The organism is Pseudomonas sp. NFACC41-3 (assembly GCF_900109505.1).
Taxonomy (GTDB): Bacteria; Pseudomonadota; Gammaproteobacteria; order Pseudomonadales; family Pseudomonadaceae; genus Aquipseudomonas; species Aquipseudomonas chlororaphis.
Map to the genome: position 1 here is coordinate 615,652 of NZ_FOAE01000005.1, position 13,836 is coordinate 629,487.

Here is a 13,836-nt window from a genome sequence, read left to right on the forward strand (position 1 = left end):
GACAGTGAAAAAAAATTTAACAAAGAAGGATCAATGGGCGTCCCACTGCCGGACCCGCACCCGGCAATGTTTCATCGCATTGACGATGTGTTTCTCCACCAGGCTGCGGGAAATCCCCAGGCGCTCGGCGATCTCGGGGTGGGACAGGCCTTCGAGCTTGCGCAGCAGGAAACTTTCCCGGCACAGCGCCGGCAGCTCCGCCAGCGCCCGTTGCAGCATGTCCAGGCGCTGGCCGTGGTCGATGCTGGTGTGGGGCGAGGGGCTGAAGAAGCGCTCTTCGTTGTCGAGCACATCCAGGGATTCGACCTGGCGCAAGGCGTTGCGCCGGTGGCCGTCGATCACCAGGTTCAGCGCCGTGCGGTAGAGGAAGGCCCGCGGTTGCTCGATCGGCGTATCGCTGGAACGCTCCAGCACCCGCACATAAGCGTCATGCACCACATCTTCGGCCACCTGCAGGTTGCCCAGCTTGGCGTTGAGGAAACACACCAGCTCGCGATAGTAGTTTTCCAACATGACTCCCGACCGCGATACGCGGCTTTTGTCCTTGAGCACGACTGGCACTCCGCCCCTGGGCAGGCGATTCGATGATGGCAGTTTAGAAGTGGCGTAATTTATAGTAATTCTCATATAGATTTAAAGTGCTGTGTCGATTCGCCAGTTTTATTTTCGTCGCCTAACCTGTAACCCCCGCACCTGTAACGCCATGTGTCATGACTTAAATTCCCTCCGGCGCTTCTCGTCTACCTGACAGCTCCCCGTATCTGTCGCTCTGGCGACAGCCTCCAGCCCTGCCCCACCCCCTGGAGCAGGCCGGACGACGGGCCGACTTCCATTGGCCGGAACCCTGCATGAAACGTCCCCGTCATACCCGACGCGCCCTGCTTGTCACCCTGTGTCTGATTCCTGTCGTTGCCTTTGCCGCCTGGCAGTTCCTGCCGCCGGGGCGCGACCAGCTCGCCACCATCCAAGTCAGCCGCGGCACCATCGAAAGCAGCGTGACCGCCCTGGGCACCCTGCAACCGCGGCGTTACGTGGATGTCGGCGCCCAGGCGTCCGGGCAGATCCGCAAGATCCACGTCGAGGCCGGCGACCCGGTCAAGGAAGGCCAGCTGCTGGTGGAGATCGACCCCGCCACCCAGCAGGCCAAACTCGACGCCAGCCGTTTCTCCATCGAGAACCTGCAGGCCCAGCTGCAAGAGCAGCGGGCGCAGAACGAGCTGGCCCGGCAGAAATACCAGCGCCAGCAGAACCTCGCCGCCGGCGGCGCGACCCGCGACGAAGACGTGCAGACCGCCCGCGCCGAACTCAAGGCCACCCAGGCGCGGATCGACATGATCCAGGCACAGATCCGCCAGGCCCAGGCCAGCCTGCGCAGCGACCAGGCCGAGCTGGGCTATACGCGGATCTACGCGCCGATGTCCGGCACCGTGGTCGCGGTGGACGCCCGCGAAGGCCAGACCCTCAACGCCCAGCAACAGACGCCGTTGATCCTGCGCATCGCCCGGCTGTCGCCGATGACCGTCTGGGCCGAGGTCTCCGAAGCCGATATCGGCCACGTCAAGCCGGGCATGACCGCCTACTTCACCACCTTGAGCGGCGGCGCCCGGCGCTGGACCAGTACCGTGCGGCAGATCCTGCCGATCCCGCCCAAGCCGCTGAATGAAAGCAGCCAGGGCAGCGGCAGCCCCAACAGTTCGAGCAAGAGCGGCAGCGGCCGGGTGGTGCTCTACACCGTGCTGCTGGATGTGGATAACGCCGACAACGCGCTGATGGCCGAGATGACCACCCAGGTGTTTTTTGTCGCCGAGCGCGCGCAGGACGTTCTCACCGCGCCGATCGCCGCCCTGCAGGGCAGCACCGAGAGCGGCGTCCAGCTGGCCCGGGTGGTGGCAAAAAACGGCTCGATCGAGGAGCGCAAGGTACGGGTCGGCATCAGCGACCGCTTGCGCATCCAGATCCTGGACGGCCTCGCCGAAGGCGATCACTTGCTGATCTGTCCCGCGCAAAGCAGCGGAGGCTGAATGCAAACCCCGCTGATCGACCTCAAGGGCATCCGCAAATCCTATGGCGGCGGCGACACGCCGCAAGTGGACGTGCTGCGTGGCATCGACCTGTCGATCCACGCCGGCGAGTTCGTCGCCATCGTCGGTGCCTCCGGCTCCGGCAAATCGACGCTGATGAACATTCTCGGCTGCCTCGACCGCCCGACCTCGGGCGAGTACCTGTTCGCCGGGGAAAACGTCGCCCGGCTGGACAGCGACGAACTGGCCTGGCTACGTCGCCAGGCCTTCGGCTTCGTGTTCCAGGGCTACCACCTGATTCCCTCTGGCTCGGCCCAGGAAAACGTCGAGATGCCGGCGATCTATGCCGGCACCCCGGCGGCCGAGCGCCACGCCCGCGCCGCCGCCCTGCTCGACCGCCTGGGCCTGGCCAGCCGCACCGGCAACCGCCCGCACCAGTTGTCCGGCGGCCAGCAGCAGCGGGTGTCGATCGCCCGTGCGCTGATGAACGGCGGCCATATCATCCTCGCCGACGAACCCACCGGTGCCCTCGACAGCCACAGCGGCGCCGAGGTCATGAGCCTGCTCGACGAACTGGCCAGCCAGGGCCATGTGGTGATCCTCATCACCCACGACCGCGAAGTCGCGACGCGGGCCAAGCGCATCATCGAAATCCGCGACGGCGAGATCGTCAGCGACACCGCCGACGAGCACCCCGAGGTCCAGGCCAGCGCCAACAGCGGCGCCCTGCAGGCAGTGGACCTGCGCCAGCGCCTGGCCGACGGCAGCGAACACAACGGCGCCTGGAAAGGCGAGCTGGTGGACGCCGTGCAAGCAGCCTGGCGGGTGATGTGGATCAACCGCTTCCGTACCGCCCTGACCCTGTTGGGGATCGTCATCGGCGTGGCCTCGGTGGTGGTGATGCTGGCGGTGGGCGAAGGCAGCAAGCGCCAGGTCATGGCGCAGATGGGCGCCTTCGGCTCGAACATCATCTACTTGAGCGGCTACTCGCCCAACCCGCGCACGCCCGAGGGCATCGTCACCCTGGACGACGTCGCGGCCCTGGCCAACCTGCCCCAGGTAAAACGCATCATGCCGGTCAATGGCGCGAAGGCCGGGGTCCGCTTCGGCAACGCCGACTACATGAGCTATGTGGGTGGCAACGACACCAACTTCCCGGAGATCTTCAACTGGCCCGTGGCCCAGGGCAGCTACTTCAGCGACGCCGACGAACGCTCGGCGGCGGCGGTGGCGGTGATCGGCCACAAGGTCCGGGAAAAACTCCTCAAGGACGTGGCCAACCCCATCGGCCAATACATCCTGATCGAGAACGTGCCGTTCCAGGTGGTCGGCGTGCTCTCGGAAAAGGGCGCCAGTTCCGGCGACAGCGACAGCGACGACCGCATCGCCGTGCCCTACTCCGCCGCCAGCATCCGCCTGTTCGGCGACCACAACCCGCAGTACGTGGCGATTGCTGCCGCCGATGCCAGCCGGGTCAAGCAGACCGAACGCGAAATCGACGAACTGATGCTGCGCATGCACGGCGGCAAACGCGACTTCGAACTGACCAACAACGCCGCGATGATCCAGGCCGAGGCGCGAACCCAGAACACCCTGTCGCTGATGCTCGGCGCCATCGCCGCGATCTCGCTGCTGGTGGGTGGCATCGGGGTGATGAACATCATGCTCATGACCGTGCGCGAGCGCACCCGGGAGATCGGCATCCGCATGGCCACCGGCGCCCGCCAGCGCGACATCCTGCGCCAGTTCCTCACCGAGGCGGTGATGCTCTCGGTGGTCGGCGGCCTGGCCGGGATCGGCGTGGCGCTGATCATCGGCGGCGTGCTGATCCTCAGCGAGGTGGCCGTGGCCTTCTCTCTGGCCGCGATACTGGGGGCCTTCGGTTGCGCCCTGATCACCGGCGTCACCTTTGGCTTCATGCCAGCCCGCAAAGCTGCCCGGCTCGATCCGGTCAAGGCCCTTACCAGTGAATGATCGACCTATGAAAGTGCACCTGACCCTCCTGGCCGCCAGCCTGGCGCTGGCCGCCTGCAGCAGCCCGGCGCCGCGCCCGGACAGCGGCCTGCAAGCCCCCGCCGCCTGGCACTCCGCCGCCAGCCACGCGCCGCGCCAGCAAGATCCACGCTGGTGGCTGCAATTCGGCAGCCCGGAACTCGACCGCCTGATCGCCGAAGCCCGCGCCGGCAGCCACGACCTGGCGGCGGCCATGGCCCGGGTCCAACAGGCCCAGGCCAGCGCCGTCATTGCCGGCGCGCCCTTGCTGCCCGCCGTCAACGGCACCTTCAACGCCAACCGGCAGAAGCTCCTGCGGGGCAGCGGCTACAGCCAGCTGGATACCGACAGCAACAACAAGGCCGTGGACTATTTCAATGCCGGCCTGAGCGCCACCTATGAAATCGATTTCTGGGGCGGCAAGCGCGCCGCCCGGGACAGCGCTCTGCTGGACGTACAGGCCAGCGAGTTCGACCGGGCCACCGTGGAATTGACCCTGCTCAGCGGCGTGGCCAACAGTTACGCCCAGGTGCTGTCGCTGCGGGAACAGAGCCGGATTGCCGAGCTCAACCTGGCCAATGCGCAGAGCGTGCTCAGGCTGGTGCAGACCCGCTACGACGCGGGCTCGGCCACCGCCCTCGAGCTGGCCCAGCAGAAAAGCCTGGTGGCGGCCCAGCAGCGCCAGGTGCCGCAGGTCCGGCAACAGGCCGAAGAAGCCCTGATCGCCCTCGCCGCCCTCCTCGGCCGGCCAGTGCAGAGCCTGACCCTGAGCGACCAGCCTTTCGCCCAACTGAACTGGCCGGACATCGACGCCGGAGTGCCCAGCGACCTGCTGGCCCGCCGCCCCGATATCGCCAGCGCCGAAGCCCGGCTGGCGGCGGCCCGGGCGGATGTCAGGGTGGCACGGGCGGCGATGCTGCCCAACGTGACCCTGACCGCCAACCTCGGCTCCGGCGCCAACACATTCGATGACGTGCTACGCAGCCCCTTCTACAACCTGACCGCCGCGCTGGTGGCGCCGATCTTCAACAACGGCCGCCTGGGCGCCGAGCGCGACAGGGCCACGGCACGCCAGCAGGAACTGCTGGAAAGCTACCGCGGGGCGATCATCAATGGCTTCGCCGATGTGGAAAAGGCCCTCAACAGCATTCGCGGCCTGGACCAGCAGCGGCAATGGCAAGGCGAAGAGCTGAATCAGGCGCAGCGGGCCTTCGAAATCGCCCAGAGCCGTTACCAGGCTGGCGCCGAAGACCTGCTCACCGTGCTGGAAACCCAGCGCACCCTGTACGCCGCCCAGGACCAGAACGTGCAACTGCGACTGTCCCGGGTGCAGTCGAGCATTGCCCTGTACAAAGCCCTGGGCGGTGGCTGGAAGACGCTCGAAACCAAGAGCCTCTGAACGCAGAGCCTGTAAATAAAGAGCCTCTCAATAACAGAGTCTCTCAATAAAACACTCCAGAAAACACAACGGCGCGGGCCCTGCGACAGGACCCGCGCCGCGGCCTTACCGGTTCACAACTTCAGGTGCTGGGCGTACCAGGGACGCCGCGGTGCCCGCTTGAGCAGCTGTGGCACCTCCTCGTCACGGCTCAGGGCGATACGCAGGGCCAGCTTCATGACCTCCTGGTCCATCTCCAGCGACATCTCGCCAGGCGCGTTGCCCAGCGGGCCGCAGCCATGGGTCGAGGCCCCCAGCCAGGGGTCGTCGATCTCGACCCAGCGCCCGGGCGCGAACCACGGCACACCGTTGACCTCGCGACGCAGCACTTCGCCGGGATGGAAGCGCTCATGGGCGCGGAACCAATCGTCGATGCGGTCGTCGATCCAGCCATGAAACTTCCAGAACATCGGATGCACATGGGACGAGAACGGGTCGCCGAGAAAGTCGTTCTGCGCCAGGTACCAGCGTCCGGCGAAGTCCGAGGAAACCCGGGCCTCCATGACCGGCATGCCGTTGGCAGGGTCCCGGGCGACATCGGCCCAGCGCATGTGCAACCAGTCATGCAGGCCCAGCTCGACCTCCGAACCGAACTGCCCCAGGGTCAGGCGGCTGAGGTATTCGGGGTCCTGGTACTGCGACTCCCAGACCTGGAAATTGCCATAGAAGGCCGCATCGCTCTTCAAGCCATGCAGCCAGCGGGTGAACTCTTCATCGTCGTCGGCGATCCAGGCTGGCGGCACCGAGCAGCCGTCGTGGTTTTCGTAGTAGCGGATAAAGCCCTGGCGGTCCTGCTCCAGGCGCGGCGACGGCAAGGGCAACTGTTGCCAGGACACCAGGTCCGGCTGTAACGAACGGGCCTGCAACAGCATGTGCCGGTGCATGAAGAGGAAGTCGACTCCCGAGGCGTTGCGATGCTTGCGCCGTCCACGGGCATCGCGCTCGTGCTTGAGCGGTCCCGGCTGCCAGCCAAGCCCCCGCAGGCTGTTGCGCTTGTCCTTGGGCAAGGAATGCCAGCGATCCCGCGAGGCATGCCAGAGCTGGTGGAACAGGCGATGCTGCGGGGACACCAGCCAGGCCAGCAACTCGGGGCTCAGGCCGTTCTGCTCCCGGGCCGCGGGAAAGGCCCGCTTGCGCGCCACGAAGCGCACCGCGGAGACCGGCGCCAAGGGCGAAGCCTGCAACGATTGCAGGCTGCCACTGAGGGTGCCGCTGCCGGCATTGCCCCAGCTCGCCCAGACCTCGTCGAGCACCACCTGGCACTCATGGCTGGGCGCGCCGCCGATCTGGCCTGCGGCGAACAGCCGCCAGCACAATTTCGCGGCGCCCACCGCCGCCAGCTCGCCCTGCACCCGAAACTCCACCGGACCGTCACCGCGCAGGCTTTGCGGACGCCCCAGAAAGCCGCGCAGGCCGCGCCCGGTCGGACCGACATCGAGCACCAGCTCACAGCCGCGACGCGGTAGCGGTGCCTGGGCGTCCAGAAACTCGATGTCCCAGATGCCCCGCAGGTGATCGGCGAGACGCACGCCCGGATCGAGAGCGACTTCCAGCTTGGCTTCCCCCGGGGTGATTTCCAGCTCTTCCTGACGGCGCACGTCCTGGCGCTGCAACTCCTTGCGGGTGTAGAGCGCCACAGGAATAGCCGCCCCCGTCACCGCCAGACCGGTCAAAAATCCTCGTCTCGAAAACCTCATCGCTCTACCTATATCCAGTGGCGCGTCACGCATCTAGCTAGAACGTTGGATTTGCTCGGAAATTTACCGGCGAGCCACTCCCGGGCCGCTAAATTTGCCGCCGGCCAGCTCGTTTATCGCGGATAGATGTACACAAAAGGTCGGACCTGGAAGCACTGCGTTTGCAGCCCCGACCCCGTCATCAGCCCGCCTGCGACTGGGATAGCAATGATCAAATTACCTGGTAAGAAAACCCTCTACCTGAGCCTGCTGGTACTTATTGTCGCCGTACTCGGTGTCGGTACCGGGGCCGCCTGGCACTACTACTGGAAAGGCCGGGTGTCTTACCCCAGCGACATCGTCAAGCGTGCCAACGACCTGCAGGAGCGCATCATCTCCTTCGACAGCCATGTCACCGTGCCCCTGGATTTCGGCACCGAAGGCACCGAAGCGGACAAGGACACCCATCGCCAGTTCGACCTGGTCAAGGCCGGTCGCGGCAGGATGTCCGGCGTGGCCCTGAGCATTCTCGCCTGGCCGGAAATGTGGAACGGCCCCAACGCCCCGCACCGCCCCACCGCCGGTTTCGTCGAAGAAGCCCGGCACCAGCGCGAGACCCGCTACCGGATCATCCAGGGCCTGGTGCGCGACTTCCCCAACCAGGTAGCCATCGCCTATACCCCCGCCGACCTGCGCCGCATCGCCTCCGAAGGCAAGCTGGCGGTGGTGGTCAGCCTGCTCAATGCCTATGCCATGGGCGACGACCTCGACCAGCTGGACAAGTGGGCCGCCCGCGGCATGCGCCTGTTCGGCTTCAGCTATGTGGGCAACAACGACTGGGCCGACTCCTCGCGCCCGCTGCCGTTCTTCAACGACACCCGGGACGCCCTCGGCGGCCTCTCGCCGATCGGCAAGCAGGCCGTGCACCGGCTCAATGACCTGGGGGTGGTGATCGACGTCTCGCAGATGTCCAGCAAGGCCCTGGACGATGTCGCGGCCCTGACCCGCGCGCCGCTGGTGGCCTCGCACTCCGCGCCCCGGGCCCTGGTGGACATCCCGCGCAACCTCAGCGACAAGGAACTGCAGGTCATCAAGGCCACCGGCGGGGTGGTCCAGGTCGTGGGCTTCTCCACCTACCTGCGGCCCCTCAGCCAGCCGACCCTGGACAAGCTCAACGCCCTGCGCAAGCGCTTCGACCTGGCCCCGCTGCCAGGCCTGGAGAACGCCCTGATGCCGGGCGACTCGGTCATCACCATCTGGCCGGAACAACGCTTCGGCGAGTACGCCAGCGCCCTGTACGGCATCCTCGAAGAAGAGCCCAAGGCCAGCCTCAAGGACTATGTCGACGCCATCGACTACACGGTGAAAAAGATCGGCATCGATCACGTCGGCATCAGCTCGGACTTCAACGAGGGCGGCGGCGTCAACGGCTGGATGAGCGTGGCGGACAACCGCAACGTCACCGCCGAGCTGATCCAGCGCGGCTACACCGACATCGAGATCGCCAAGCTCTGGGGCGAGAACTACCTGCGCGTCTGGGAACAGGTGCACAAACTCGCCAAGCCGGCGCAACCCACCGCGCAACCTGCCGCACACGCCATCGATCGTGCCGTCGAACATGCCTTAACCGAACACGCCGTCGTCGCCGACTGAACCATGACCGACCGAACCCTGAACGAGAACCCTCCCGTGACCAATCGCCGGACCTTCCTCAAGCACGCGGGCCTGCTGGCCGCCGCCCTACCCCTGGGCAGCTTCGCCATCGGCCAGGCCCGGGCCGCCGCCACGCCCGCCACCAGCCCCCAGCAATGGGCCCAACTGCGCCAGCTGTTCGACCTCGACCCGGACTATGTGCACCTGGCCAACTTCCTCATCACCTCGCACCCCAGGCCCGTGCGCGAGGCCATCGAACAGTACCGCGCGGTGCTGGATCGCAACCCGGCCATGGCCATGGACTACGACACCCAGTACACCTGGAAGCACGAGGCCCAGGTGCGCGAGAGCGTCGGCCGCTACCTGCAGATCAAGCCCGCCCAGGTGGCCCTGACCGGCAGCACCACCGAAGGCCTGGCCATGATGTATGGCGGCATCCACGTGCGCCCCGGGCAGGAAATACTGACCACCGTGCATGAACACTACTCGACCCGTAACGCACTCAAGTACCGCACCCAGCGCGATGGCACCCAGGTGCGCACCATCGAGCTGTTCAAGTCGCCCCACCAGGTCTCCATCGACGAGGTGCTGGGCAATATCGACCGCAGCATCCGCCCCAACACCCGCGTCCTGGGGATGACCTGGGTGCAATCGGGCAGCAGCGTGAAGCTGCCGATCGGCGAGATCGGCAAGCTGGTGGACCAGCACAACCGCAATCGCGACGAGGGCGAGCGGATTCTCTACTGCGTCGACGGCGTCCACGGCCTGGGGGTGGAGGACGTCACGTTTGCCGACCTCAATTGCGACTTCTTCGTCGCCGGCACCCACAAATGGATGTTCGGCCCGCGGGGCACCGGGATCTTCTGCTCGCGTTCGGCAAAGCTCGAGCACCTGACGCCGATGGTGGCGACCTTCTCCGAGAACCAGGACTTCGCCACCACCATGACCCCTGGCGGCTACCACAGCTTCGAACACCGCTGGGCCGTGGACCAGGCGTTCGAACTGCACATGCAACTGGGCAAGGCCAACGTCCAGGCGCGCATCCACCAACTCAACAGCTACCTCAAGCAGCGCCTGCAGGAACTGCCAGGCATCGAGCTGGTGACGCCCCTGAGCCCGCAGCTGTCCGCCGGCTTCACCTTCTTCCGTGGCCCGAACCTGGACACCGACGCCACCGCCGCCTGGCTGATCGAGAACCGCGTCCTGGTGGATGCAGTGGACCGCGACGCGGGACCCGTAGTGCGCATGGCGCCTGGCCTGCTCAACAGCGAGGCGGATATCGACCGCGCCATGGACCTGCTGGGCAAGCGACTGCGTGGCGGCAAGACCGCCTGAGCCCTCGTCCACCTCTTTTCTCTACATCGCACAAGGTTATTGATGATGAAACCTATCGCCTGCTCCTCACTCGCCGCGCTGCTCGGCTGCCTGGTCAGCCTCACTGCCCAGGCCGCCGAACCCGCCAAGCCCGGCAGCGTGTTCAAGGACTGCAAGAACTGCCCGGAAATGGTGGTGCTGCCCGCCGGCAGCTTCGTCATGGGCTCCCCCGAAGGCGAGGTCGGCAGGGAACCCGACGAAGGCCCGCTGCACAAGGTGACCTTCAGCAAGCCCTTCGCCATCAGCCGTTTCCACGTGACCGCCGGCGAGCTGGATGCCTACATCCGCGAGACCGGCACGGTGATCAAGGACGGCGACGACCGGCCCGGCCGCCTGTGCCAGGCCAGCAAGCCGCGTTATCAACAAGGCCCGCGCCAGCCCGCGGTCTGCGTCGACTATGCCGAGGTCCAGGCCTATGCCCAGTGGCTGTCGAAGAAGACCGGCCAGCACTACCGGATGATCAGCGAGGCCGAACGCGAGTACGCCGCACGCGCCGGCAGCACCGGCTCGTTCCCCTTCCCGTTCGATGAAGAAGGCCAGTACCAGATCAGCAAGCACGCCAACACCTACGGCCCCAAGGACGGCTACAGCTACAGCTCCCCGGTGGGCAGCTATCCGCCCAACGCCTTCGGCATGTATGACATGCACGGCAATGTCTATGAGTGGGTCGCCGACTGCTGGCACCCCGACTATGTCGGTGCGCCCACCGATGGCAGTGCCTGGATGGAAGACTCGGGCGGCGTGTGCCTCGACGCGCAGATTCGCGGCAACGACTGGGGCGAGGCCCCGGTGTTCTCCCGCTCGGGCAACCGCAACAGCCGCAAGCGCGAGGTTCGCGGCGACTTCCTGGGCTTTCGCGTAGCCCGTGAGCTGGAACAACCTGGCACCGGCCACCAGTAAGAGGCCGATCGACGGCGGTCAAGCGCGATGCCGCGCTTGACCGCCGCGAGCCTCAGGCGCCGGCGCGGGATTCGCCAACCGGCTGCTCGCGCAGCGTCTCGGCCAGCAGCACCAGGCCTTCCTGCAAGGCCGGGAACAGGCTGTTGTTGAAGTTGTTCCAGCGCAGTTCGAGGATGGTGTCCTCGGGCGCGATCTCGGTGTTGAGCACGTCGTGGAACACCTCGCCGGAATCGATGCCGTTGTCCACGTAGTGGAACGAAGCACCGGTCATGTACAGCGGCTCGACCGGCTCGGTTTCCCGGGTGGTCCAGTCCACCACCTTCTGCCCCCGGGCACCGTACAGCGCATTCCAGGTGGCATAGGCACCGCGGCGCTCGTAAGGCGATTCGAGGCGGGTGATGCCCGGATGGATGTTCATGATCCGCCGCGCGAAAGGCGCGCCCGGACGCACCAGCTCGTCGAGGATCACCAGCAGGCCGTCGAGCACCACGATGTCGGCTTTCAGTTCCACCAGGGTGTCGTGCAGGCGACGCTCGAAATCCTGCTTGCCGGCGATGTGCTCGGCCGAACCGCGCGGATGGCGGCGATAGGTGGATGGCACGCTGAGCAGCAGGTCATTGACCAGGCGCCCCTGCACGCGCAGGTCCGCCGGGTACAGCCATTGCCGGCCGGGCTGATAGGCGAAGCCGTAGTCGCTCACCAGTTGCCGGTCCCGTGGCGATTGCTCGTCGTCGTCATACACCACCCCGACCAGGTTATAAGCGTCGCCCAGGGGCGTCTGGTTCAGCGTCTCCACCAGGAACTCCAGCACCGACTTCATGTAGCGCTCGTGATCCTTGTAGGCCACCGGCTGCCCGGCCTTGTCGGCCGCCGCGTTCCTCAGGGACCAGACATACACCAGATTCTTTTTCGTCATTTGCTCGCTCTCGCTGAATGGGCCTGGCACGACGTCGTTACGCGTGCACCTGCAAAACAAGAACGAATCAGGCGCCGGGCAATTTATCCACGCCCGCGGCCGCGCTAAATACTCCCGCCAACGGTTCGTCTGTCATGAGTACGGGTCTTTGTGCCTCGACCCTTCATTCACTGCCGGGAACCCCTTATGACCGACCCCAAGCGCGGAGCCTTTCACGGACTGCTCGCCCTGCTCAGACCCTTTCGTACCACTGTGGTGATTTCCGTGGCCCTGGGCATGGTAGGCGGCCTGGCCATCACCTTGCTGCTGGCCACTATCAACAACGCCCTGCACTCGGCGACCGGCATGACCCAGGGCGTGGTACTGACCTTCGCCGCCCTGTGCCTGCTGGCACTGACCAGCTCGATCGTCTCGGATATCGGCACCAACTATGTGGGCCAGCGGATCATCGCCGCCCTGCGCAAGGACCTGGGGGAAAAAGTGCTCTCGGCGCCCATCACCCAGATCGAACGCTACCGCTCCCACCGCCTGATCCCGGTGCTGACCCACGACGTCGACACCATCAGCGACTTCTCCTTCGCCTTCACCCCGCTGGCCATCGCCGCCACCGTCACCCTGGGCTGCCTGGGCTACCTGGCGTACCTGTCGGTGCCGATGTTCCTGATGATGGTGGTCGCCATCATCATCGGCATCAGCGTGCAGTACGTGGCCGGCGGCAAGGGGATCCGCGGCTTCGACCTGGCCCGCGACCAGGAAGACGAACTGCAGCGCTACTACAACGCCATTGCCTCCGGCGCCAAGGAACTGCGCATGCACCGCCCGCGCCGCTACCGGATGAACACCCACCGCATCCAGGAGACCGCGGACCGCATCGCCTCGATCCAGGTGCGTTCGGTGAACATCTATATCCTGGCCAAGACCTTCGGCTCGATGCTGTTCTTCGTGGTCATCGGCCTGGCCCTGGCCATGCAGGCCTACAACCCTAACCCGGACCCGACCGTGATCACCGGCTTCGTGCTGGTGCTGCTGTACATGAAGGGCCCGCTGGAAAACCTGGTGTCCTACCTGCCGGTGGTGGGCAAGGCGAAGATCGCCTTCGGCCGCATCAGCGAGCTGTCCGAGCGTTTCTCTTCCCCCGAACCCCACCTGCTGCTGGACGCTACCGAGGCGCCGAAACCCGTGGTGCACAGCCTCGAACTGCGTGGCGTGAGCTACAGCCCGCCCGCGGTGGAAGGCAGCGAGCCGTTCCACCTGGGGCCGATCGACCTGGACATCAAGCAGGGCGACATCGTGTTCATCGTCGGCGAGAACGGCTGTGGCAAGACCACCCTGATCAAGCTGCTGCTGGGGCTGTACCAGCCCCAGGCCGGGGAAATACGCCTGAACGGCGAGGCCGTGACCGACCTGGCCCGGGACGACTACCGCCAGCTGTTCACCACCGTGTTCGCCGACTACTACCTGTTCGACGACCTGGTCCAGGGCGGCGGCCAGCAGTCGCTGGACAGCGCCAGCCAGTACCTGGACCGCCTGGAGATCGCGCACAAGGTCAGCGTCAAGGATGGCGCCTTCACCACCACCGACCTCTCCACCGGCCAGCGCAAGCGCCTGGCCCTGGTCAATGCCTGGCTCGAAGGGCGCCCGGTGCTGGTGTTCGACGAATGGGCGGCGGACCAGGACCCGGCCTTCCGGCGGATTTTCTACACCGAGCTGCTGCCGGACCTCAAGCGCCTGGGCAAGACCATCATCGTCATCAGCCACGACGATCGTTACTTCGATATCGCCGACCAACTGGTGCGCATGAAGGCCGGCAAAGTCATGACTGATCTGCAACCGGCGTGATTGTTTCCGGTTTATGGCCACTGGTGC

Annotated in this window: 10 protein-coding genes; 7 read left to right on the forward strand and 3 right to left on the reverse strand. The window is 65.9% G+C overall.

Annotated features, from left to right (window positions below; genetic code table 11):
• Positions 1-30 precede the first annotated feature (30 nt).
• Positions 31-513 carry a sigma-70 family RNA polymerase sigma factor gene (locus tag BMY68_RS24335; protein ID WP_037004888.1) on the reverse strand — a complete coding sequence of 161 codons (483 nt, stop codon included), beginning with the start codon at positions 511-513 and terminating at the stop codon, positions 31-33.
• A gap of 335 nt (positions 514-848) precedes the next feature.
• Between BMY68_RS24335 and BMY68_RS24340 the strand changes: the two genes are divergently transcribed.
• The 3 genes from BMY68_RS24340 to BMY68_RS24350 are packed head-to-tail and all read left to right on the forward strand — an operon-like array spanning position 849 to position 5,412.
• Positions 849-2,021, forward strand: coding sequence for an efflux RND transporter periplasmic adaptor subunit (locus BMY68_RS24340; protein ID WP_085533898.1), 1,173 nt, complete (start codon positions 849-851; stop codon positions 2,019-2,021).
• Positions 2,022-3,995, forward strand: a complete 1,974-nt coding sequence (locus BMY68_RS24345; protein ID WP_085533896.1) for a MacB family efflux pump subunit — start codon at positions 2,022-2,024, stop codon at positions 3,993-3,995.
• Between the two features lie 7 nt (positions 3,996-4,002).
• Entirely contained in the window at positions 4,003-5,412 is a 1,410-nt protein-coding gene (locus tag BMY68_RS24350; RefSeq protein ID WP_085533895.1) for an efflux transporter outer membrane subunit, read from the forward strand.
• 113 nt (positions 5,413-5,525) lie between these two features.
• Here BMY68_RS24350 and BMY68_RS24355 read toward each other — a convergent pair whose 3' ends face one another.
• Positions 5,526-7,148, reverse strand: a complete 1,623-nt coding sequence (locus BMY68_RS24355) for a pyoverdine maturation tyrosinase PvdP (protein WP_085533893.1) — start codon at positions 7,146-7,148, stop codon at positions 5,526-5,528.
• A gap of 207 nt (positions 7,149-7,355) precedes the next feature.
• On the opposite strand from BMY68_RS24355, the gene pvdM reads away from it, so the two are divergent.
• Genes pvdM through BMY68_RS24370 form a run of 3 tightly spaced genes read left to right on the forward strand, consistent with a single transcriptional unit; the run spans position 7,356 to position 11,054 of the window.
• Positions 7,356-8,780 carry a pyoverdine-tailoring dipeptidase-like protein PvdM gene (pvdM, locus tag BMY68_RS24360; protein WP_085533891.1) on the forward strand — a complete coding sequence of 475 codons (1,425 nt, stop codon included), beginning with the start codon at positions 7,356-7,358 and terminating at the stop codon, positions 8,778-8,780.
• Positions 8,781-8,816: 36 nt separating this feature from the next.
• Positions 8,817-10,115 carry a pyoverdine-tailoring periplasmic protein PvdN gene (locus BMY68_RS24365; protein WP_085534400.1) on the forward strand — a complete coding sequence of 433 codons (1,299 nt, stop codon included), beginning with the start codon at positions 8,817-8,819 and terminating at the stop codon, positions 10,113-10,115.
• Between the two features lie 45 nt (positions 10,116-10,160).
• Positions 10,161-11,054: a dihydropyoverdine dehydrogenase gene (locus BMY68_RS24370; RefSeq protein ID WP_085533890.1), complete on the forward strand. Its 894-nt coding sequence runs from the start codon at positions 10,161-10,163 to the stop codon at positions 11,052-11,054.
• A 52-nt stretch (positions 11,055-11,106) separates the two neighbouring features.
• On the opposite strand, the gene BMY68_RS24375 is transcribed toward BMY68_RS24370, so the two are convergent.
• Positions 11,107-11,970, reverse strand: a complete 864-nt coding sequence (locus tag BMY68_RS24375) for a formyltransferase family protein (protein ID WP_085533888.1) — start codon at positions 11,968-11,970, stop codon at positions 11,107-11,109.
• Positions 11,971-12,156: 186 nt separating this feature from the next.
• On the opposite strand from BMY68_RS24375, the gene BMY68_RS24380 reads away from it, so the two are divergent.
• Complete coding sequence (locus BMY68_RS24380; protein ID WP_085533886.1) at positions 12,157-13,809, forward strand: cyclic peptide export ABC transporter; 1,653 nt, start codon at positions 12,157-12,159, stop codon at positions 13,807-13,809.
• Positions 13,810-13,836 lie beyond the last annotated feature (27 nt).

Bases quoted from the DNA above. Each gene is read 5' to 3' on its own strand.
- BMY68_RS24335 (WP_037004888.1), bottom strand. From the start codon at position 513: ATGTTGGAAAACTACTATCGCGAGCTGGTGTGTTTCCTCAACGCCAAG.
- BMY68_RS24345 (WP_085533896.1), top strand. From the start codon at position 2,022: ATGCAAACCCCGCTGATCGACCTCAAGGGCATCCGCAAATCCTATGGC.
- pvdM (WP_085533891.1), top strand. From the start codon at position 7,356: ATGATCAAATTACCTGGTAAGAAAACCCTCTACCTGAGCCTGCTGGTA.
- BMY68_RS24355 (WP_085533893.1), bottom strand. From the start codon at position 7,148: ATGAGGTTTTCGAGACGAGGATTTTTGACCGGTCTGGCGGTGACGGGG.
- BMY68_RS24370 (WP_085533890.1), top strand. From the start codon at position 10,161: ATGAAACCTATCGCCTGCTCCTCACTCGCCGCGCTGCTCGGCTGCCTG.
- BMY68_RS24380 (WP_085533886.1), top strand. From the start codon at position 12,157: ATGACCGACCCCAAGCGCGGAGCCTTTCACGGACTGCTCGCCCTGCTC.
- BMY68_RS24350 (WP_085533895.1), top strand. From the start codon at position 4,003: ATGAAAGTGCACCTGACCCTCCTGGCCGCCAGCCTGGCGCTGGCCGCC.
- BMY68_RS24340 (WP_085533898.1), top strand. From the start codon at position 849: ATGAAACGTCCCCGTCATACCCGACGCGCCCTGCTTGTCACCCTGTGT.
- BMY68_RS24375 (WP_085533888.1), bottom strand. From the start codon at position 11,970: ATGACGAAAAAGAATCTGGTGTATGTCTGGTCCCTGAGGAACGCGGCG.